The 19,763-nt window shown below is 58.0% G+C and carries 18 protein-coding genes and 1 tRNA gene; 8 read left to right on the top strand and 11 right to left on the bottom strand.

Features of this window, described 5'->3' with window-relative positions:
* The first annotated feature begins 47 nt into the window (after nucleotides 1-47).
* Both DXA66_RS00360 and DXA66_RS00355 read left to right on the top strand, forming a co-directional pair.
* Entirely contained in the window at nucleotides 48-1,331 is a 1,284-nt protein-coding gene (locus tag DXA66_RS00360) for a UDP-N-acetylglucosamine 1-carboxyvinyltransferase (protein ID WP_242959267.1), read from the top strand.
* A 66-nt stretch (nucleotides 1,332-1,397) separates the two neighbouring features.
* On the top strand, nucleotides 1,398-2,186 hold the full coding sequence (locus DXA66_RS00355; RefSeq protein ID WP_118526059.1) for an MBL fold metallo-hydrolase: 789 nt from the start codon (nucleotides 1,398-1,400) through the stop codon (nucleotides 2,184-2,186).
* A 38-nt stretch (nucleotides 2,187-2,224) separates the two neighbouring features.
* Here the strand turns inward: DXA66_RS00355 and DXA66_RS00350 are convergent, their stop codons facing one another.
* The 5 genes from DXA66_RS00350 to DXA66_RS00330 all read right to left on the bottom strand — a co-directional run bounded on the left by DXA66_RS00350 (nucleotide 2,225) and on the right by DXA66_RS00330 (nucleotide 6,291).
* Nucleotides 2,225-3,202: an ATP-binding protein gene (locus DXA66_RS00350; RefSeq protein WP_097777597.1), complete on the bottom strand. Its 978-nt coding sequence runs from the start codon at nucleotides 3,200-3,202 to the stop codon at nucleotides 2,225-2,227.
* 9 nt (nucleotides 3,203-3,211) lie between these two features.
* A complete protein-coding gene (locus DXA66_RS00345) occupies nucleotides 3,212-4,126 on the bottom strand; it encodes a DnaD domain-containing protein (RefSeq protein WP_097777598.1) in 915 nt (304 codons plus the stop codon).
* Nucleotides 4,127-4,129: 3 nt separating this feature from the next.
* Nucleotides 4,130-4,507, bottom strand: coding sequence for a hypothetical protein (locus tag DXA66_RS00340; protein ID WP_118526057.1), 378 nt, complete (start codon nucleotides 4,505-4,507; stop codon nucleotides 4,130-4,132).
* 81 nt (nucleotides 4,508-4,588) lie between these two features.
* A tRNA-Gly gene (locus tag DXA66_RS00335) sits at nucleotides 4,589-4,664 on the bottom strand.
* Between the two features lie 55 nt (nucleotides 4,665-4,719).
* Nucleotides 4,720-6,291 (bottom strand): ABC transporter substrate-binding protein, encoded by a 1,572-nt coding sequence (locus tag DXA66_RS00330; RefSeq protein ID WP_118526055.1) that lies wholly within the window; start codon nucleotides 6,289-6,291, stop codon nucleotides 4,720-4,722.
* Between the two features lie 255 nt (nucleotides 6,292-6,546).
* On the opposite strand from DXA66_RS00330, the gene murD reads away from it, so the two are divergent.
* From murD to DXA66_RS00310, 4 genes are all read left to right on the top strand, one after another.
* Nucleotides 6,547-7,950: a UDP-N-acetylmuramoyl-L-alanine--D-glutamate ligase gene (gene murD, locus DXA66_RS00325; RefSeq protein ID WP_005945808.1), complete on the top strand. Its 1,404-nt coding sequence runs from the start codon at nucleotides 6,547-6,549 to the stop codon at nucleotides 7,948-7,950.
* Nucleotides 7,947-8,720: a GNAT family N-acetyltransferase gene (locus DXA66_RS00320; RefSeq protein WP_118526053.1), complete on the top strand. Its 774-nt coding sequence runs from the start codon at nucleotides 7,947-7,949 to the stop codon at nucleotides 8,718-8,720. The genes murD and DXA66_RS00320 overlap by 4 nt, the downstream gene beginning before the upstream one ends.
* Before the next feature lie 194 nt (nucleotides 8,721-8,914).
* Nucleotides 8,915-10,177, top strand: coding sequence for a methionine gamma-lyase family protein (locus tag DXA66_RS00315; RefSeq protein ID WP_118526051.1), 1,263 nt, complete (start codon nucleotides 8,915-8,917; stop codon nucleotides 10,175-10,177).
* A 14-nt stretch (nucleotides 10,178-10,191) separates the two neighbouring features.
* The gene (locus tag DXA66_RS00310) at nucleotides 10,192-10,479 is read left to right on the top strand and encodes an aminotransferase class I/II-fold pyridoxal phosphate-dependent enzyme (protein WP_347562826.1); all 288 of its coding nucleotides are present in this window, start codon (nucleotides 10,192-10,194) and stop codon (nucleotides 10,477-10,479) included.
* 78 nt (nucleotides 10,480-10,557) lie between these two features.
* Here DXA66_RS00310 and DXA66_RS00305 read toward each other — a convergent pair whose 3' ends face one another.
* The 4 genes from DXA66_RS00305 to proC all read right to left on the bottom strand — a co-directional run bounded on the left by DXA66_RS00305 (nucleotide 10,558) and on the right by proC (nucleotide 14,292).
* Complete coding sequence (locus DXA66_RS00305; RefSeq protein WP_118526049.1) at nucleotides 10,558-10,998, bottom strand: methylglyoxal synthase; 441 nt, start codon at nucleotides 10,996-10,998, stop codon at nucleotides 10,558-10,560.
* 436 nt (nucleotides 10,999-11,434) lie between these two features.
* The gene (locus DXA66_RS00300; RefSeq protein WP_118526047.1) at nucleotides 11,435-12,697 is read right to left on the bottom strand and encodes a glutamate-5-semialdehyde dehydrogenase; all 1,263 of its coding nucleotides are present in this window, start codon (nucleotides 12,695-12,697) and stop codon (nucleotides 11,435-11,437) included.
* 4 nt (nucleotides 12,698-12,701) lie between these two features.
* Nucleotides 12,702-13,478, bottom strand: a complete 777-nt coding sequence (proB, locus tag DXA66_RS00295) for a glutamate 5-kinase (RefSeq protein ID WP_118526045.1) — start codon at nucleotides 13,476-13,478, stop codon at nucleotides 12,702-12,704.
* A gap of 7 nt (nucleotides 13,479-13,485) precedes the next feature.
* A complete protein-coding gene (gene proC / locus DXA66_RS00290; RefSeq protein ID WP_118526043.1) occupies nucleotides 13,486-14,292 on the bottom strand; it encodes a pyrroline-5-carboxylate reductase in 807 nt (268 codons plus the stop codon).
* 335 nt (nucleotides 14,293-14,627) lie between these two features.
* Between proC and DXA66_RS00285 the strand changes: the two genes are divergently transcribed.
* Nucleotides 14,628-15,209 (top strand): TetR-like C-terminal domain-containing protein, encoded by a 582-nt coding sequence (locus DXA66_RS00285; RefSeq protein WP_118526041.1) that lies wholly within the window; start codon nucleotides 14,628-14,630, stop codon nucleotides 15,207-15,209.
* A 160-nt stretch (nucleotides 15,210-15,369) separates the two neighbouring features.
* Nucleotides 15,370-16,803 (top strand): radical SAM protein, encoded by a 1,434-nt coding sequence (locus DXA66_RS00280; RefSeq protein ID WP_118526039.1) that lies wholly within the window; start codon nucleotides 15,370-15,372, stop codon nucleotides 16,801-16,803.
* A 262-nt stretch (nucleotides 16,804-17,065) separates the two neighbouring features.
* Here the strand turns inward: DXA66_RS00280 and DXA66_RS00275 are convergent, their stop codons facing one another.
* Together DXA66_RS00275 and DXA66_RS00270 are read right to left on the bottom strand one after the other, a co-directional pair.
* Nucleotides 17,066-18,592 carry an Ig-like domain-containing protein gene (locus DXA66_RS00275; RefSeq protein ID WP_118526037.1) on the bottom strand — a complete coding sequence of 509 codons (1,527 nt, stop codon included), beginning with the start codon at nucleotides 18,590-18,592 and terminating at the stop codon, nucleotides 17,066-17,068.
* Nucleotides 18,593-18,649: 57 nt separating this feature from the next.
* Nucleotides 18,650-19,762, bottom strand: coding sequence for an HlyD family secretion protein (locus tag DXA66_RS00270; protein WP_118526035.1), 1,113 nt, complete (start codon nucleotides 19,760-19,762; stop codon nucleotides 18,650-18,652).
* Between the last annotated feature and the right edge of the window lies 1 nt (nucleotide 19,763).

Below are 19,763 nucleotides of genomic sequence, written 5' to 3'. Positions count from 1 at the left end.
CCTTAACAGGCCTGCGGCTGCGGGCCTCCGACAAGGAGATCATAAAATTGGAGAAATTTGTTATTACGGGCGGCAAGCCCCTGCACGGCGAAGTTACCATTTCGGGTGCCAAAAATGCGGCGGTGGGCGTCCTGCCTGCAACCATTCTGGCAGCGGATGTCTGTGTGATCGAGAATCTGCCGGATATCAGTGATGTGGCGGTGAGCCTGAAGATTCTCAGCGTTCTGGGCGCACAGATCAAAATGATCAACCGCAACACCTACGAGATCGACACCACCCATCTGAACGGCACCAACGTCCCGGACGACCTGTCCCGCCAGATGCGCGCCAGCTACTACTTTCTGGGCGCACTGCTGTCCCGTTTTGGCAAGGCTCAGGTGGCCATGCCCGGCGGCTGCAACCTCGGCCCCCGCCCCATTGACCAGCACCTGAAGGTGTTCAGTGCTCTGGGCGCAGAGGACAGCGTGGACTACGGCATGATCACCGTGCGCGCCAAGGAGATGAACGGTGCACACATCTTCTTTGATAAGGTCAGCGTGGGCGCTACCATGAACGGTATGCTCTCCGCTGTAATGGCCAAGGGCCAGACCATTCTGGAAAACTGTGCCAAGGAACCCCATGTGGTGGATCTGGCAAACTTCCTGAATATGTGCGGTGCGAACATCCGCGGCGCAGGCACCGATGTGATCAAGGTGCGCGGTGTGGAAAAGATGCACGGCTGCACCTACAGCATCATCCCGGATCAGATCGAGGCTGGCAGCTACATGGTGGCTGCTGCTGCCACCGGTGGCGATGTTTTGGTGAAGAACGTCACTCCCAAGCATCTGGAACCCATTACCGAAAAGCTGCGCCGTGCAGGCGTGGAGGTGGAAGAATTTGACGATGCTGTGCGTGTGCGCCGCACCGGCGATATTCTGCCGCTGAAGATCAACACGATGCCGCATCCCGGCTTTCCCACCGACATGCAGCCCCTGATGGGCGTGCTGCTGAGCGTGGCCAAGGGCACCAGCACCGTGACCGAGAGCGTGTGGGACAACCGCTTCCGCTATGTGGACGAGCTGCGCAAGATGGGTGCCAACGTGCAGGTGGACGGTCAGGTGGCTGTGTTTGAGGGCGTGGATAAGCTCACCCCTGCACCGCTGCGCGCACTGGATCTGCGTGCAGGCGCTGCCATGGTGGTGGCTGCCCTGATGGCAGACGGCACCAGTGAGATCGAGGAGATCGGCCACATCGAGCGCGGCTACGAGAATATCGTGGAAAAGCTGCGCGGTCTGGGTGCAGACATCAGCAAGGTGGAGCGTATGCCCGCTGCACTGGATCAGGCACTGTAACTTATAAAAAGCAAACAGCCTGCTGCATATGCGGCGGGCTGTTTTTGAGTGTATCAGAGGTTTTTCATGGCAGAATTCATCTCGTTATATTCGGGTTCCTCCGGCAACAGCAGTGTGGTGCGCTGCGGGCAGCGGTATCTCATTGTAGATATGGGCAAGGGCGTGCGCACTACCTCGGCGGCGCTCAAGGCGCTGGGCCTTGCCGCCAGTGACTGCGACGGCATCCTTGTCACCCACGAGCACAGCGACCATGTGAAGGGGCTTTCCACCTTCCTCAAAAAGAACACGCTGCCGGTGTACGGTGCAGCGGCAACGCTGGATTTTCTGGACAGCAACGGCATCGTACCGGCCAGCTGTGAGCTGCACGAGCTGGAAGGCAGGGAAGAGGACGTGGGCGCGTTTGGCGTGCAGAGCTTTCCCACCAGCCACGATGTGCCCTGTGTGGGCTACCGCATCCACACCCCGGACGGCAAGACCATGACCATTGCAACCGACCTTGGCGTGCTCACGCCGCCGGTGCACGAGGCGCTTTCCGGCTGCGACCTTGTGGCACTGGAGAGCAATTACGACCTGCACATGCTGCGCAGCGGGCCATACCCCTATTACTTACGGGCACGCATTGAAAGCACCCGGGGCCACCTTTCCAACGACGAGTGCTCGGCAAAGCTGCTGGAACTCATTCAGGAAGGGTGCAAAAAGTTTGCGCTGTGCCATCTTTCGCAGGAGAACAACACGCCTGCGCTTGCCCTGCAGACCGTGTTCAACACGCTGGGCGCGGCGGGCGTTGTGCCGGAGAAGGACTGCATCGTGCAGGCACAGCGCCGCAACGAAATGAGTCCTGTATTAGAGTTTTAAATAAAACAAACGGCAATGCATTTGCATTGCCGTTTGTTTTATTCAGCTGCTTTCTGTGTGCGGATGTCATCGCCTGCAAAAAGGCAGGGGACAAAGGCAGAAAGGCGGCTGGAAATTTTTTCGGTATACAGCTTTTCCAGCAGAGCACCGTCAGTGATGTTGGTGGTGACGATGGTGGGCAGTTTTGCACCCAGCCGGTTGTTGAGCAGACTGTACAGGCTGCTGATGAGGAAGGCAGAGTTGAACTCCGAGCCAAGATCATCCAGAATGAGCAGGTCGGCCCCGGCAGCGGTCTGCATCAGCGTTTCCTCCTCGCCTGCCGGGTCTGCACCAAAGTGCAGCCCTTCCAGCTTGGAGAAAAAGTCCGGGCTGGAAACATAGATCACATCGTAGCCCTTTTCCAGCACGATGCCCGCAATGGCAAGGGCCGCATGGGTCTTGCCAAGGCCCGCATTGCCAAACAGCATCAGGCTCTCGCTGTGGTGGTCAAACTCTTCCGCGTAGCTGCGCAGGTCTGCCAGCATATCGGCCATGTAAGGGCGGATGGAACCGCCCACCTTTTCATCGGCACGGTTCGGGTAATAGCGCAGCTCCATGGTGTCAAAGCTTGCAATGGACAGGCTGGACAGCGCCTCGATCTCCTTGCGGCGCAGCTGCTGCATCACCTTGTGCACGCACTCACAGGTGCGGCCATTCACGCTGCCGGTGTCCTGACATTTGGGGCAGACAAAGCGCGGCTCCAGTGCATCAGCGGGCCGTCCGCTTTGTGCCAGCAGGGCGGTCAGCTTCTGCTTTGCATCGGCAAGGGCGGCGGCAGCTTCGGTGCGGTCCTTGCCCGCAGCACCGGCCAGTGCGCAGCGGATGCCCCGCACCCGCACCTCTTCTTCTGCATGGCGCAGGGCGGGAATGGCGGCTTCGGCTTCGGCGCGGGCATCCTCGGCTCTGGCTCTGGCCATCTGCCGCCGGGCGGCCACGGTGCGCATGGCTTCCTGATACAGTTCATTTTTGGTACGCATGGCTCCTCCTTATTCCGGCTTCTTTTTCAACGGACGGCGGCGGGCAGCGTTCTTGAGAAAATCGTTGCCGCTGGGGGCTTCGCGGTCTACCCGGAGGTTTCGGCTGGCACCCGCAATGGCCACCGGGCTGCGCACATCGTGCACGGTGCGCAGGCCCTTGGCGTTCCATGTTTTGAGGATACTGTTCCAGTACCACAGGTCGCGCTTGGCCCCGGCCTGCACGGCAGCTTCCTGCACCATGGCATCGTCGTAGCCGTAAACCTCGTACCAGCGTGCAATGGCCTTGCGCCCGCCAAGGGTCAGCTCGCTTTCCGGGATGTTCAGAAGGCCGCTGACATACTGCTCGCGGCTCTGGCGCAGTGCCAGCAGTTTGAGGTGGGCATCGGCCTGCTCACCGGTCTCCACGCCCTCGGTGCGCCACACCTTCAGCTCATGCACTACGGCGGCCATGGTGCTACGGCCGGTGCTGGCAACGTAGGCGGTGCACAGCATCACGGTCTCCGGCGCAAAGCCCTCCTGCATATAAAGGTTGACCAGCTTTTCCATCTCCCTGTGGGTCAGCGGACGGGCAAAGCCGGTCTGTGCGCAGTCGATCAGGCTGGAGATCATGGGGTCGGTGCGGCTGGCCGCAGCGATCTCGGCCCAGGTCATGGGTGCGGGGGCGCTGGGTTCCTCGCCCGGTGCAGCGTTCTCTTCGTACCGCTCCAGCAGGCCAGCGCCTGCCCAGAAGGAGAGGGCGCTCTCGGCGCTGATGCGGCTGCGCAGCTTGAGGTCGGCACAGATCTTGTCCGGGTCGGTGATGCCGGTCGCCAGCACATACAGAGCCACGCGCACATTGTATTCTTCGGCGATGCCCAGTTTGGAAAACACCAGCTGCGGCACTGCAATGGTATCGCCCTTGAGTTCTTTTAAACGATAGATCATGTTTTATTCCTTCGGCTTGTCCGGCTCGGCTTCGGCGGCAGGCGGCTCCCACGGGTCGCTGTCCATCATGCTGGGGCAGTTTTTCCAGCGGTCAGGATCGGCATTGAACGCGTCCTGCAAAAAAGCGGCTGTGGCCTCCCGGCCCTCGTCGGTGAGCGGAAACACCTTCTGCACCCGCAGGGCAGGGTCGGTCTTTTCAATGGTCCAGGGGTCCGGCCAGTAGTCCACGGTGAGGATGCTTTCCTCCTTTACGGCACCCTCGCCGCCGTCCGGGTCCGGCACGGTGCGCTTGCCGGGGATCATCCGGTATCGCAGGCCGTATTCGTTGCCGCTGTAGGAATTTTTGCATTTGAAGTAATGCAGCAGGGGAACAAAGATCATGGCAGAGTCCTTTCGTATTTTGCAGGGAGCGGCTGTAAGCAAAAACGGCAAACCGATATTCCACGGTTTGCCGTTTGTTTTTGGAGCAGGGTACGGGACCCGAACCCGCCGCCTGCTGCTTGGGAAGCAGCCGCTCTACCGGATGAGCTAACCCTGCAAGTTGCTCATTTATTGTAGCAAAGAGGGACGGGATTGTCAAGGGCCGGAGAATGTCAGTTTTTCTGGGCATCGGTCAGGTCCAGCACCGGCGTGAAGGGGTCGAACACAAGGCCGGTGATGCCGTCCGCCACCAGCAGACGCCTGTTCTGGCCCAGCAGCGGCACCACGGCGCAGCCTTCCAGCAGCTGGCGCTCACAATCGGCCAGCAGGGCACAGCGGGCGCTGCCGGTCTGCTGGGCACTCTCGGCCAGACGCTGAGAGTAGATGGGGTCGGACCAGCCGGTCAGGCCGCCGCCCTCGGCCGTGAACTGCTGCAGCATCTGGTATACGCTGCCGCCTTCGGCGCGGATGGGAGCCAGCGCAATGGTGTAGCTGCCCGCTGCAAGGCGTTTGTCGAACTCCTCCTGCGGAACCTCTTCCACTGAGAAGAAAAGGGAGCAGTCCTTCTGCCATGCGCCGTTGATCTGTTCGGCCAGTTCGGTCAGGCCGGCTTCCTTCGGCAGCAGGATGGTCACGCCGGAAAAATCCGAGCTGGCCATGCCCTGCCGTGCATTCAGGTACAATGTACGGGGGTCGGTGATGGTGGGCAGCGGGTTCCCGGCAGACTTGCGGTAATCGATGCCGTCCACGGAAAGGCCGGTGGGCACAAGACCCTCGGCAGCGGTGTACAGACCGGGAGAGGGTACCTCCACATTCTCCCGGGCGATGCCGGCAAGCGCCTGCCGCAGTTCCTGATCGGCAAACACAGAACCTTCGGCGCTGTTGAACAGCAGTGCCCAGGTGGTGTCGGAGTAATCCACCGACTGCAGCGAGGTATCCTCGCCGGTGTCGTCCAGCGCGGCGGAGCATTTTTCGTCTGCAATGAGCTGGGCGGCGCTCTTGCCGGTGCTGCCGGTGTTCTGCACCAGACGCAGGCTGCCGATCATGGGGGAGGAGACATCCCGGCGCAGGAACAGGCCGCTGGCCGTCCAGTTGTAAAGATAGAAGCTGCCACTGGAAAGGGTGGTCTTGGCGGTCAGGCCGTAGGTGCCGCGGGTGCTCTCAAAAAATGCTTCATCGCAGGGCATGGCACCGGGCAGGGTGAGCTTGGCAAGGAAGTTGTCGTCCTTTTCACTCAGGCGGAACACCAGCGTCAGCGGGCCGGCGGCCGAAACGCCCAGCGTGCTGGCATCGGCTGTGCCAGCCAGCACGGCAGCACTGTTCTCAAGGGCAGAAAACTCTACCGCATAGGGAGAGCCCGTCTGTGCCTGAAAGATGCGCCGGAATGCAAACACAAAGTCCTCGGCAGTGATGGTGTGATCCGTGGAAGCGCCCTTGACGGCCTTGTAGGTCAGGCCGTCCTTGATCTGGAAGGTATAGGTCTTGCCATCGGAGGAGATCGTCCAGCTCTCGGACAGATCGGGCACGATCTCGCCATCCGCTTTTTTGCGGACAAGCCCGCTGTAAAGGTTCTCGCAGGCGATCACGTCCGGGGCAGCAGAAGCCACCTGCGGGTCGAGGTTTGCGGGAATGGTATCCACGAACCATGTAAAGCTTGGCGCACTGGAACTGCTGCCGCAGCCGGTGAGCGCAAGCAGGAACGCAGCAGCAAGCACTGCTGCGGTAATACGGAAGAACTGTTTCAAGGGGATGACCTCATTCTATGGTATTTGCGAAAAAAGGCTTCTTGTATACAAAAAGTACTCTGCTTCGACAAGTGTAGCAGAAACAGCGGCAAAATACAATTGCAGAATTGTGAATTTACCTTGCTTTTTGGGGCAAAAAGGGCGTTTTTCCGTTGCCAATTGCGACTAAATGGACTATAATGGTACAGCGAAACATCTCTGCACCCGTTTTGAGGTGCGTTCTGAATACGATATTATGGAGGAGGAACTGTTTTTATGCAGAAGGATCAGCAGAAACTGATTGAACTCATCAAAGGCAAAAAAGTGGCCTTCATTGGTGCCGGTGTCAGCCACAAGACCCTGATCAAGGAGTTTGTGGAGCTGGGTGCCCATGTGACCCTGTGCGACCAGAAAAAGAGCGTGGAGGACTTTGGCGATTACGCTGCCACCATCAAGGAGCTGGGCATCGACCTGAGTCTGGGCGAAAACTATCTGGATGGCTTCAAGGGTCAGGATATCATCATGCGCACCCCGGGCTTTGTGGGCTACTTTGAAAAGCCCCTGCAGGATGCCATGGCCGCAGGCACCATGGTCACCAGTGAGGTGGAGCTGTTCTTCGACTTCTGCCCCTGCGAGATCGTAGCCGTGACCGGCTCCGACGGCAAGACCACCACCACCACCCTGATCTCCAAGTTCTACGAGGCCGCAGGCCGCAAGGTGCATCTGGGCGGCAACATCGGCGCAGCTCTGCTGCCCATGCTGCCCGAGGTGGCTCCCGAGGATGTAGCTGTGGTGGAGCTTTCCAGCTTCCAGCTCATCAGCATGCATTCCAGCCCCAACATTGCCGTGGTGACCAATGTTACCCCCAACCATCTGGACCACCACAAGGACATGCAGGAGTACATTGATGCCAAGCGCAACATCCTGCTGTACCAGAAGCAGCCCTGCCGCGCTGTGCTGGGCTATGAGAACGAGATCAGCCGTTCCATGCAGTCCGACTGCAAGGGCAAGCAGGTGTGGTTCACCCGCCTGCACGATACCGACAACGGTGCCTTCCTGCGCAAGGAGGACAACATGCTCTGCATGGCCGAGGATGGCGTTGTGACCCCCTTCCTGGCCCAGAAGGACGTGAAGCTGCGCGGCCTGCACAACATTGAAAACCTGCTGGCTGCTGCCGCTGCCGTGTGGGGCGAGGTGCCCGTGGAAGCCATCCAGAAGGTGGGCAGCACCTTTACCGGTGTGGAGCACCGCATTGAGCCGGTGCGCACGCTGGACGGCGTGCTGTACTACAACGACTCCATCGGCACCAGTCCGACGCGCACCATTGCCGGTCTGCGCAGCTTTAACCAGAAGGTCATTCTGATCGCTGGCGGCTACGACAAGCACATTCCCTATGAGCCGCTGGCACCGGAAGTGGTGGCCCACGTGAAGAACCTTGTGCTGATGGGTGCCACCGGCCCCCGCATCGAAAAGGCTGTGCGCGAGGACCCGAACTTCAACGAAGCAGAGCTGCCCATCCAGCATGCCGACAACATGCAGCACGCTGTGGAGCTGGCCCGTGCCTGCGCAAAGCCCGGTGACATCATCATCCTGTCCCCGGCCAGCGCATCGTTTGATTTGTACCCCAACTTTGAGGTGCGCGGCCGCGAGTTCAAGAAGATCGTCAACGAGCTGAAGTGATCGCGCAGGTCAGCACAAAAGCCCACCGCGCCCGCTTTTTAAATGCCTGCCGGGGGAAATGGGTGCTGGGGGCGACCCTGCCGCTGGATCTTGCCCTTTTTAGCAAAAGCCAGCCGTGGCGATTCTATGCAGGGCCTACACTGGCGCTGGAACTCAGCGGCAGCACCGCATGGGCAGCAGGGCACGCAAACCCGGAAGAGCTGGCCAGCTTTCTGGCTTTCTGCGGGTGTGAGAGCATCATTTTAGACGAAAACGAATGCCCACCGCCTGCCGGGTGGTGCAAAGCTGAAACGCTGACCGTATTCGGCCTTGCACCCGGCAAGGCTCTGCCGCTGCCCGCTGCAGGCGAGACGCTCTGGGCCGGACTGACCCTTGACAGAAAACCCTCTGCCATGGATGTGGCACGGGCGCTCTACCCGGCGGATACGGCAAAGCAGGAGGACTTTTACTCCGAGCTTTGCACAAAGCGCACCCGCGGCAAAGCCTTTGTGTGGGCGCTGCGGCAGGGAAGTGAAACGATCTGCACGGTAGGGGCCTATGCCCTTGCGAACAGGCAGGCCTACATGGCCTGCGGGCAGACAGCCCAGCCTTTGCGGGGCAAGGGCATCGGCGGGCGGCTCATTGTGCAGATGGCGAACAAGCTTGCCGCCAAGGGGGAGCACCCGGTGTTTCTCTGCAGCCCGGAGCGGGTGCACTTTTATACCCGGCTTGGCTTTGAAAAGCTGGGGGAATATGCAAGATATGAACAAACTCCTTCAGTCAAAACCTGACGGTTTTGCCAGCTCCCTCAATGAGGGAGCCTTTGGCAGGACGGAAAAGCTTTCTGCATAAGTGAAACGTTCTGGTTTCGTCAGGAGCTCCCTCCCTGAGGGAGCTGGCGCACAAAGTGCGGCTGAAGGAGTCATTCCGACAGAAAGCCTGCGCTCTATAAAATCTATAAAATTAAGGAACCGTTATAATGTCAATGCTGAACCACTTTTTCAATTACAGACCCGAAGTTCTGGCGCTGGACGAAAAGGCTATGGAGCTGTGCCAGCCCTACTTCCGCCATATGGAGGAGATCCGCGATTTTAACCAGCTCAAAATGCTGAAAGCCTTTGCGGATACCCAGATGTCCTCCACCGATATGCTGGGCACCACCGGCTACGGCCTGTGGGATACCGGCCGCGCAAAGCTGGAGCAGATCTTTGCCGAGGTGATGGGCGCAGAGGATGCCCTCGTGCGCAGCCAGTTCCAGAGCGGCACCCACACGCTGGCTGTGGCGCTGTTCGGCCTGTTGCGGGCAGGGGACACCCTGCTGGCTGCCACCGGCCGTCCCTACGATACGCTGGAAGGTGTGATCGGTCTGGACGGCAAGGGCAGGGGCACCGGCACCCTGATGGATTACGGCATCCGGTACGATGAAGCTCCGCTGAAAGCCGACTTCACCCCGGATTATGACCTGATCGCCCAAAAGGCCCCCGGTGCAAAGGTGTGCCACATCCAGCGCAGCCGCGGCTATCTGCAGCGCAATGCCTTTGATTTGGAAACGATCCGAAAAATTGCGGATACCGCCCGCGCCGCAAACCCGGACATCATTATTTTTGTGGATAACTGCTACGGCGAGTTCACCCAGACGCAGGAACCCTGTCAGATGGGCGCAGACCTTGTGGTGGGCAGCCTGATCAAGAACCCCGGCGGCGGCATCGCTCCCACCGGCGGCTACATTGCGGGCCGCAAAGACCTTGTGGAGCTGTGCGCTTACCGCCTGAATGCGCCCGGTCTCGGCAAGGATCTGGGCTGCACGCTGGAAACGCCCCGTGATATGTATCTGGGCTTCTACTATGCGCCCGGCGTGGTGTGCGAGGCCATCAAGACCGCCATTTACGCCCAGTGTATGCTGGAGCTGCTGGGCAAGAATCCAGTGCCGCGCTACTGCGACGACCACAACGACATCGTCACCTGCTTTGATGCAGGCACTGCGGATGCGCTCATCGGCTTCTGTCAGGGCATTCAGGCTGCAAGCCCCGTGGACAGCTATGCCGCCCCGGAACCTTCTCCGGAGCCGGGCTATACCGACGAGGTGGTCATGGCAAGCGGCAGCTTTACACAGGGCAGCACCATCGAGCTTTCCTGCGACGGCCCGCTGCGTGAGCCGTACACCTGCTACCTGCAGGGCGGTCTGAACTTTGCTGCCAGCCGTGCAGGCGTGCTGCTGGCCATCCAGAAGGCTTATTTTAAGGACTGAAAAGGGGAGAGCGCATGCCGCTTTTAAGTGACCGTGTGGGGCTGAAGCACAATGTTCCGCAGGGCACCTATTTTGTGATGATCGATATTTCCGATTCTCTGGCGCTGCCCCAGTTCAAGGGCTGGACCGATCTGCAGTTCTGTGAGTGGATGATCCGGAAAGTGGGCGTGGCCGCTGTGCCTGGCTCCAGCTTCTTCCGGGAGCCGGTGAACCACCTGATCCGGATGCACTTTGCCCGCGGCACCGATGTGCTGGACGAAGCCGTCCGCCGGCTGGAAAAGCTGCAGGCATTCCTGAAATAAAAGCAAAACAAAAAACAACAACGCCGCAGGAAGTTTCCTGCGGCGTTGTCTCTTTCCCGATACTCTATACACAATTCATCACACGGCGTGGCGCTGCACGGTGGGCATTGGCTCCACAAGAGCGGGATGCATCCCCTCGCGGTAGTCCAGGTCGCCCTGATCCATACCGCGCAGCAAGACCTCGGCGGTGGCAATGTTGGTGGCAATGGGTACGCTGTGCATATCGCACAGGCGGAGCAGATTCTGCTCGGTGATGCTGGCGGCATCTGCTTTCAGCGGGTCACGGAAGAACAACACCAGATCCACTTCGTCGCACGCAATGCGGGAAGTGATCTGCTGCACACCGCCCAAGCGCCCGGAGAGATAACAGTGCACGGGCAGGCCGGTAGTCTGCGCCAGCATCCGTCCGGTGGTACCGGTAGCGATGATTGTGTTTTTGGACAAAATGGCGCTGTAAGCAGTGCAGAACTGCAGTGCAAGCTCTTTGCGGGAATCGTGTGCAAGAATGGCAATCGTCATAGTACTCTCTCCTTTGCTGTCAGTATAGTACTGTATACGGCGAACAATTCATAGACGGAAAATGAAACACCGTGAAATCGTTATCAAAATTTCCAATATAGTTTTACCGCAACAAAACTGTGCTTGTCAAGAGTTTTTTATACTTTTTACCAGATAAAATAGAGAAAGTGAGATTATTGCTTTGTATGAATTGGAGAAAACTGGGATACAATCATCTATATCAGTGAGCGAATAGGAAAGGCAGATTGAAAACATAATTCAGCTTTTTGCCTTTATTGAAAGAACATTCCATGGGAATAAAACAAAAAAACAGGCTGGCGCAAATCGCACCAGCCTGTTTCGGAAAAAGCTTTTCAGTTTCGTTTCTAAATTATGAATATTATGGAGAAAACGCTCACTCCCGATTTCCGCACTGGAAAGGTGGGTTCAGCGGGCTTTAGCGGATCTGACCATTGCCGTGGATGATATACTTGTAGCTGCACAGCTCGGCCAGTCCCATGGGGCCACGGGCGTGGAGTTTCTGGGTGGAAATGCCCATTTCGCACCCAAGGCCGAATTCACCGCCATCCGTAAAGCGGGTGGAACAGTTCACATACACGGCGGCGCTGTCCACTGCGGCAGTGAACAGATCGGCATGGGCCTGTGTCTGGGTCAGGATGGCCTCGCTGTGGCCGGTGGAGTGCTCAGCAATATGCCCGATGGCCTCCTCTACGCTGTCCACGACCTTGACCGCGAGGATGTAGTCCAGAAATTCGGTGTCAAAGTCCTTTTCTCCGGCAGGGGTGCCGGAGATGATGGCGGCTGCGCGCTTATCCAGCCGCAGTTCCACCGGGTGCAGGCCCTTTGCCGCGCGGTCCGGGCCAAGGCGCTGGGCCAGACGGGGAAGAAACTCCCCGGCAATGGCAGAGTGCACAAGGCACACCTCCTCAGCGTTGCACACGCTGGGGCGGCTGGCTTTTGCGTTCTCGATGATGTCCAGAGCTTTGTCCAGATCGGCGGTGTCGTCTACGTACACATGGCAGATGCCGGTGCCGGTCTGGATGCAGGGAACCTTGGCGTTCTGAACGCAGGCACGGATCAGCCCGGCACCGCCGCGCGGGATCAGCAGATCCACATAGCCTACAGCGGTCATCAGAGCATTGGCAGAAGCGTGTGTGGTGTCCTCGATCAGGCAGACCGAAGTCTCGGGCAGACCGGCCTTTTTCAGGCCCTGCCGCAGAACGGTGACGATGGCGTTGGCACTGCGCCAGGCCTCCTTGCCGCAGCGCAGGATGCAGGCGTTGCCGCTTTTGATGGCAAGGGCAGCGGCATCGCTGGTCACATTGGGGCGGCTCTCGTAGATAATGGCGATCACGCCCATGGGCACAGCCGTCTTTTCAATGACAAGGCCGTTGGGGCGCTCCACCCGGTTCAGCACCCGGCCCACCGGGTCGGGCAGAGCGGCAACCTCGCGGATGCCCTGCGCCATGGCTTCAATGCGCGGTGCGGTCAGGGCCAAACGATCCAGCATCACATCGCTGATGTGCCCTTTGGCAGCAGCCATGTCCTCAGCGTTGGCAGCAAGGATGGCCGCCTGATCGTCTGCGCTGCACAGCGCATCTGCCATGCCCAGCAGGGCCGCGTTGCGGGCGGTGTTATCGGCCAGCGCAAGGGCACTTTTGGCGCTGCGGGCGGCTTCCAGAATTTCCTGTGTGGTCATGTGTTCAGTCCTCCTTGCAGGCCGCAAAGCGGGTGCCTGCGGATCTGCCTGCGGCAATGTCGTACAAAAGCTCCGGGTGTGCGCCGTTAGCAATGACCATATCGGCACCGCTGCCAGTTACCATGCGGGCAGCGCGCAGCTTGGTGGCCATGCCGCCGGTGCCAAGGGCCGAACCGGCACCATCGGCCAGAGCCATCACCTCGGGGGTGATCTCCTCCACCAGCGGGATGAGCTTTGCATCCGTGTGGGTGTGGGGGTTGGCGGTGTACAGGCCGTCGATGTCACTCAGCAGCACCAGCATGTCAGCCTTGGCGCAGCAGGCCACGATGGCCGCCAGCGTGTCGTTGTCGCCAATGGAGGTGATCTCATCGGTGGCAACGGTGTCGTTTTCGTTGATGATGGGCAGGGCACCCAGCTCCAGCAGGCGGGACAGGGTGTTCTGAAAGTTCACGCGGCGTTCGGTGTGCTCCACGTCCACGCCGGTGAGCAGGATCTGCGCCACGGTGTGATTGTAGGCGTTGAACAGCCGGTCGTAGGTGTACATCAGCTCACACTGGCCCACAGCGGCGCAGGCCTGCTTGGTGGTGGTGTCCTTTGGGCGGGTTGGCAGTGAGAGCTTGCCCACGCCCATGCCAATGGCACCGGAGGACACCAGAATGACCTCATGGCCCTCGTTTTTCAGGTCGCTGAGCACCTTGACCAGCTGTTCCGTGTGGCGGATGTTCAGCCGTCCGGTGGCGTATGCCAGAGTAGAAGTACCTACTTTTACAACGATGCGCATGATATCCTTAACCCTTTCCCATTTCCTTTGTCTTATTGTACGAGGCGATCACGGCATCCATCACCGCACCGCGCAGGCCGTGCTCTTCCAGCACGCGCACGCCCTGAATGGTGCTGCCGCCGGGGCTGCATACAGCATCCTTGAGTTCGCCGGGATGCTTTCCGCTTTCCAGCACCAGCTTTGCGCTGCCCAGAACCATCTGCGCGGCATATTCCTGCGCTTTGGCGCGGGGCAGGCCGCAGGCCACGCCGCCATCAGCCAGAGACTCAATAAACTGGTACACCCATGCCGGGCCGCAGCCGGAAACGCAGCTGGCGGCATCGATCAGACTTTCCGGCACGGCATCCAGACGGCCCGCAGGAGCCATGATCTTGAGGAAGGCTTCTTCTTCCTCAGCGGTGACATTACTGGAACAGTACTGGATCATACCCTCACCCACCGAAGCCGGGGTGTTGGGCATGATGCGGATCACAGGAAAGTCCTCACCGGCCAGCTCCTGAATACGGGCGATCGAAAGGCCCGCTGCCATGCTGCACAGCACAAAACGGCTGGGGCGCTCGTCAAAGGTGAACTTGAGCGGCTGGAGCAGAGCTTCCATCATCTGGGGCTTTACCGCCAGAAAGATCAGGCCGCAGTCACCGGCCACCTCAGCATTGGTGGCTGTTTTGCAGCCCAGTTCTTTGGCCAGTGCCTGTGCCTTGGCCGCAGTGCGGTTTGCCAGAAAAACCTTCTTAGGGTCAACAGCTTTGCAAACGGCACGGGCGATGGCTCCACCCATGTTGCCGCAGCCCAGAAAACCAATGGTATCCATCATAGTTTGTACCCTCCCTCAAAACGGCACTTCAATCACAGCCGTCTGCTCCCATTCTAAGCGTAGAGGAATATAAAATCAAGGGCCTTTTCCGCTTTTTTGCCGGAAGAAGCCGCTTTTGCAGGCATTGTGCACCGCCGGAAGGGGTTTGGGGCTGAGAAACGGCTTTTGAAGCGAGAAACTGCCGGAGTGAAAACGCAGGAAGTCATTCATTGTTTACAAAATGGACGGAATCAATGCTTGCAATCGGAACGACTTTTGCGGTATTATAATGTACGAAGCTGCCAATCGCCGTACGCAGCGGGAAAAATTTCTACGGTCGGGAAAGGAAGGTTTTTGTGTCACAAACAACGAAGCGGGCACTGGAAGCATCGCTGAAAAAGCTGCTGCTGGAAAAGCCCCTCAATAAGATCACGATCAACGATATCACCGAGGACTGCGGCGTGAACCGCATGACCTTCTACTACCACTTTAAGGATATTTACGATCTGGTGGATTGGATCCTGATGGAAGATGCGGCCAAGACGATGGAAGGCCGCCAGAGCTTTGATACATGGACCGAAGCATTTCTGGACATCCTGCACCAGATCCGGGATAACAAAGCACTGGTACTGAACGTATACCGCTCTGTGGGTCGTGAACAGGTGGAGCAGTATCTGTACAAGCTTCTGGACCCTATGCTGAAGGAATTTGCGGATCGCGAATGCCGCGACATCACCGTGCAGGACGATGACAAGCAGTTTGTGGTGGATTTTTACAAATATGCGCTGGTGGGCGTGGTGCTGGAATGGATCCGCCGGGATATGAAAACGGATCCTGCTGTGATGGTAGAACGTACGGGACGGATGCTGCAGGGCGATCTGCGCCGCGCGTTATGCCGCCTTGCCAGCAATAAGATCCATCTGGAACAGGACGGTTGAACCGGAAGAGCGACAAAATTTTATCATAATCCGCGCCGTGATGGGTTTTCTATCACGGCGCTTTTTCTGTTTATGGCAACTTGTGGGATAAAATGGTAGAGTAATGGCATAGAAATAGAAAAAGAGATCTCCGAAAAATACCGTTTGGAGGAAAAGGATAATGAATACTTCTGTTGAGAGCCTGACTCATAAAATGCAGCGTGCTGCCGTTGGTAAAATGGTGGACGTGGTGCTTTCTCATGCCGATAAAGACCGTCAGAAAACCGTGGGACAACTGGTGGATGTCGCAAAGCAGTTCTATGGCAGTTCGTTCAGCGCTGAAGCCTACGAACACGCCAGACAGACCCTGACCGACCCCGACAGCAAGTGGTCCAAGCTCATCAACTGTGTGCTGGATCAGACCGACCCCAATGTGGCCCGCACCATGGCGCTGAATCTGGGCTACGAGGCTTTCTTCCGCGGCACCAAGACCATCCGCGAGAACCGTGTGAAGTACCAGTGCAACATCCCCTGGCTGATCCTGTTCGACCCCACTTCCGCCTGCAATATGCACTGCGTGGGCTGCTGGGCCGGCGAGTATGGTCACAAGAATAACCTCAGCTTTGAGGATATGGACAAGATCGTTACCGAGGGCAAGGAGCTGGGCGTGTACCTGTACATGCTGACCGGCGGCGAGCCGCTGGTGCGTAAGGCTGATATCCTCAAGCTGGCCGAGAAGCACAATGATGTGCAGTTTGCCATCTACACCAACTCCACCCTCATCGATGAGCCCTTCTGCAAAGAGGTGGTGCGTCTGGGCAACATTGCCTTCATGCTGTCCATCGAGGGCACCCCGGAGACCAACGATGCCCGCCGCGGTGAGGGGCACTATGCCGCTGTTATGCATGCTATGGATCTGCTCAAGGAGCACGGCATCGTGTTCGGCACGTCCATCTGCTACACCCGCGATAATATCGAAGCTGTTACCAACGATGAGTTCATGCGTTTCCTGTGTGAGAAGGGCGCACACTTCGGCTTCTACTTCCACTACATGCCCGTGGGCAACGAGGCAGCACCGGAACTGATGCCTACCCCGGAGCAGCGCAAATATATGATCGACCGCATCCGCTATCTGCGCTCGGAAGAGTGCGATATCCCGTTCTACCCGATGGATTTCCAGAACGACGGTGAGTTTGTGGGCGGCTGTATTGCCGGCGGACGCAACTACTTCCACATCAACTCTGCCGGTGACGCAGAGCCGTGCGTGTTCATCCACTATTCCAACGCCAACATCCACGACCAGAGCATCCTGGAGATCCTGCACAGCCCGCTGTTCATGGCTTATCACAACGGCCAGCCCTTCAACAAGAACCATCTGCGTCCCTGCCCGATGCTGGAAAACCCCGAACTGCTGCAGAAGATGGTGCACGAGACTGGTGCCCACAGCACCGACCTGCAGTCCCCGGAAAGCGTGGAGCACCTGTGCGAGAAGTGCAAGAACTATGCGGCCAACTGGCAGCCCACGGCGGACGAGATCTGGTCCCACACCAAGATCCGCGAGAGCCGCTACGAGAACTACAAGGACTGGAAGCCCTCGCAGCCCATTGAAAAGTAACGAAGGCAGACATCATAACGCAAACAAAGTCCAGGCGTTCCATTGAAGTGCGCTCCGTCAAGTAGACAGAGAAATAATATCAGTTTTTGTTCGCCGTTTCCACAAGGAGACGGCGAATTTTTTGTGCAAAAGTGATTGTTCTTCCTTGACATGAAAATACCCCCAGAGTACGCAGAGTTTTTGTTTTACTCTGTCTACTCTAGGGGGAGCATATCACACTCAGAGAGGGTCTTGCTGTTTCATGAAAGAGTGGTTTTGAAAATTACCAGAACCAGTAGCGCTTTTTCAGCACAACATATGCAATGCCGATCAGAACCACTACAACACCACCGGCAATGAAGAAGGTCCAGTTGATATTGGCAAATTTCAGGTTCTGGTTGGTCAGCAGATAACGGCCTGCAGTATCGGCAGTGATGATGCCGTCGGTGTAGCTGTTCAGGTACTGCCACTTGTTGGAGACGGCGTTGTACAGATACAGGCGGGTATAGGTGCTCACATCCAGATCGATGCGCACCGAGCAGGGAAGAGCCTTGCCCTTGTCCAGCTCGAACTCGATGCCCTGATCGGACTCAGTCAGGATGAGCATGGTGTCCAGCTCACTGGTGGTGCTCTTGACACCGCTGCCTGCAATCTGCATGGTGTAGCCATCGCCCACCACGCACAGGGTCTTGCCGGTGGTGCGCAGCGCATTGAGGATATCACCGGTCACGGTAGGCACCTCGGCCTGTGTGAAAACGATCTCGTTGTCCTCACTGTCCTGAATGGCCTGCACAACGGGATCGATCTCGATGGGAGTATCGTTATCCGGTTCGGTGGAGCTGCTGTCCGAAGAATTATCGGAAGAAGATGCAGCCGAACGGTTGACGATGACCGTGACCATGGCGGATGCAGTGCCATTGGAAACGGTAATGGAAGTAGCGCCGGTGCCCACAGCCGTGATCACGCCGCTGGGGCTGACCGTGGCAATGTTGCTGTTGGCGGACTTATAGGTGAACTTCTGGGAAGCGGAAGAAGGCTTGACACTGGCGGTCAGGGTGCGGGTGGCACCGGGCTTGAGCACAACGTAGGAAGGATTCACCGTGACGACCTGACCGCTGTTGGAAGAACCAGTGCTGGCGGTGCCGGTGCCGGTGCCGGAGTTGGGAATACTCATGACCGTGACATTGGTGGTAGCAGTCACCGAACCGCAGGTAGCGGTAATGGTGGCGGTGCCGGGGGCAATGCCGGTAACACGGCCGAAATTGTTGACCGTGGCGACCTTCTCATTGGAAGAGGTCAGGGTGACGGTGGCATAGTTGGAAGCCGAAGTAGGCCGCACCTGCAGCTGTGCCGAGACCGAGTTGCCAACATAGATGGTGTTGGAGGAAAGGGAAAGGTCCATCTCAGTAACGATCATGGAAGAATCCATGGAGACAACGATGGTGTAGGCACAGATCTGGTTGCCTGCGGCAGCGGTGATGCGGGTGGTGCCTACGCCCACAGCCTGCACGACACCGGAGTTGCTCACGGTCAGGATGGAAGTATCGTCCGAGATAAAGACAACCGAGTCGGTAGAGTTGCGCGGACGCACCACAGGAGACAGCTGCTGAGAGGAACCCAGCAGCATGTTGGCGGTATAGCTGCCGGCCTCAATGCTTTCGGCAGGCACGTCCTGATCCCACGGCATGGCAACGCCGCTCAGGGCAAGGCCGGAGACAGGGCTTGCTGCGGCCGCAGACACAGCTGTGCCGCAGGCCAGCAGGCAGAGCGCTGCCGCACAGACGGCCAGTTTTTTTGCGGTTGATTTCATAGTAAGTGTACCTCTTTGGGTGATATAACGGCGGCTGGCAGTCAGCACAGCTCCGGTTTAGCGGAACAGAACGCCCAGGGCTTCCATTGCGTACTCGAAATAGGTGACCTGATCGTACTCCACACGGGCAGTAACGCTCATGCCGTTGGAAAGATCCACCTTGTCGCCGCTGCGGCTCACCACATAAGTGGCATCGGGCTTAATGGTCATCTTATAGTAGGAAGCGTTGGAGCTGGCCGTCACGTCACTGTCAATGGCCGTTACAGTGCCGGTCAGGGTGCCATAGGAATACTCCGAAAGGCCGGTAATAGCGATCTTGCACGAGTCACCCACATGAAGCAGCGGGCGGTCATTCACGGTGACCATGGCAACGATCTCCAGATCGTCGTTCTCGCTGGCAACAGTGGCCAGCGGGGAGCCTGCGCTCAGCACCATGCCCTCTTTGTAAGGAGTATCCATGTGGATCACACCGGAGGTTGGGGCGTAGATATAGTAATCGTTGGCACCGGTGTTCAAGGCATCGAGCTGAGCCTGAATGTTGTCCACGTTGCTCTGTGCGCTGGTAATGCTCTGGGAGATGGACTGCATGGTGGAGTAGTACAGAGCTTCTACTTCGCTCTGGCTCTGCTCCATCATGGTCTTGATCTGAGCATCGGAGTAACCGGCAGCCTGATAGGCCGTGGCATCAAAGGTCTTCTGGGAGACCTGGCTCTTGTAGGTCTCGTACTGATAGTAGTAGGGCTGATCTTCGGGGTTTGTCTCGCTGAAGTAGTTGGTATCATCCTGCACGCACTGCAGCAGCTTGTTGTACTGGTCCAGCTGGGTCTGGTAGATCTTGAGCTGGCTTTCCAGGTTATCCTGCTGCATGTCGATATCCGTGCTCTTGATGTGGGCCACGAGGTCGCCCTCGTTCACATAGCTGCCCTCCGAAATATACATCTCGGTAATGGAGCCGGAATAACTGGACATGATATAGGTTTTATTGCTGGCCTGCACGGTGCCTGCGTTCTGGCTGACATAAATGCGGTTGGTATGGGTGCTCCACACCACCAGAAACAGCATGAAGATGCCCACCAGAATGACAAAAGCGTAGCCATAAGGCGGCAGCTTTTTTTCCATCATGATGCGGCGGTCCTGCAGATCCGAAAGGTTCTGAACTTTAATCGTCATA

Source organism: Faecalibacterium sp. OF03-6AC, assembly GCF_003478175.1.
Taxonomy (GTDB): domain Bacteria; phylum Bacillota; class Clostridia; order Oscillospirales; family Ruminococcaceae; genus Faecalibacterium; species Faecalibacterium taiwanense.
The sequence above is the reverse complement of the archived record's forward strand: the minus strand, read 5'-3'. Positions and strand labels throughout refer to the sequence as shown.

Bases quoted from the DNA above. Each gene is read 5' to 3' on its own strand.
- proC (WP_118526043.1), bottom strand. From the start codon at position 14,292: ATGATGGATACCATTGGTTTTCTGGGCTGCGGCAACATGGGTGGAGCC.
- DXA66_RS00310 (WP_347562826.1), top strand. From the start codon at position 10,192: ATGCCGCTTTTAAGTGACCGTGTGGGGCTGAAGCACAATGTTCCGCAG.
- DXA66_RS00280 (WP_118526039.1), top strand. From the start codon at position 15,370: ATGAATACTTCTGTTGAGAGCCTGACTCATAAAATGCAGCGTGCTGCC.
- DXA66_RS00305 (WP_118526049.1), bottom strand. From the start codon at position 10,998: ATGACGATTGCCATTCTTGCACACGATTCCCGCAAAGAGCTTGCACTG.
- DXA66_RS00345 (WP_097777598.1), bottom strand. From the start codon at position 4,126: ATGATCTATCGTTTAAAAGAACTCAAGGGCGATACCATTGCAGTGCCG.
- DXA66_RS00270 (WP_118526035.1), bottom strand. From the start codon at position 19,762: ATGACGATTAAAGTTCAGAACCTTTCGGATCTGCAGGACCGCCGCATC.
- DXA66_RS00275 (WP_118526037.1), bottom strand. From the start codon at position 18,592: ATGAAATCAACCGCAAAAAAACTGGCCGTCTGTGCGGCAGCGCTCTGC.
- DXA66_RS00350 (WP_097777597.1), bottom strand. From the start codon at position 3,202: ATGCGTACCAAAAATGAACTGTATCAGGAAGCCATGCGCACCGTGGCC.
- DXA66_RS00315 (WP_118526051.1), top strand. From the start codon at position 8,915: ATGCTGAACCACTTTTTCAATTACAGACCCGAAGTTCTGGCGCTGGAC.
- proB (WP_118526045.1), bottom strand. From the start codon at position 13,478: ATGCGCATCGTTGTAAAAGTAGGTACTTCTACTCTGGCATACGCCACC.
- murD (WP_005945808.1), top strand. From the start codon at position 6,547: ATGCAGAAGGATCAGCAGAAACTGATTGAACTCATCAAAGGCAAAAAA.
- DXA66_RS00340 (WP_118526057.1), bottom strand. From the start codon at position 4,507: ATGATCTTTGTTCCCCTGCTGCATTACTTCAAATGCAAAAATTCCTAC.
- DXA66_RS00300 (WP_118526047.1), bottom strand. From the start codon at position 12,697: ATGACCACACAGGAAATTCTGGAAGCCGCCCGCAGCGCCAAAAGTGCC.
- DXA66_RS00355 (WP_118526059.1), top strand. From the start codon at position 1,398: ATGGCAGAATTCATCTCGTTATATTCGGGTTCCTCCGGCAACAGCAGT.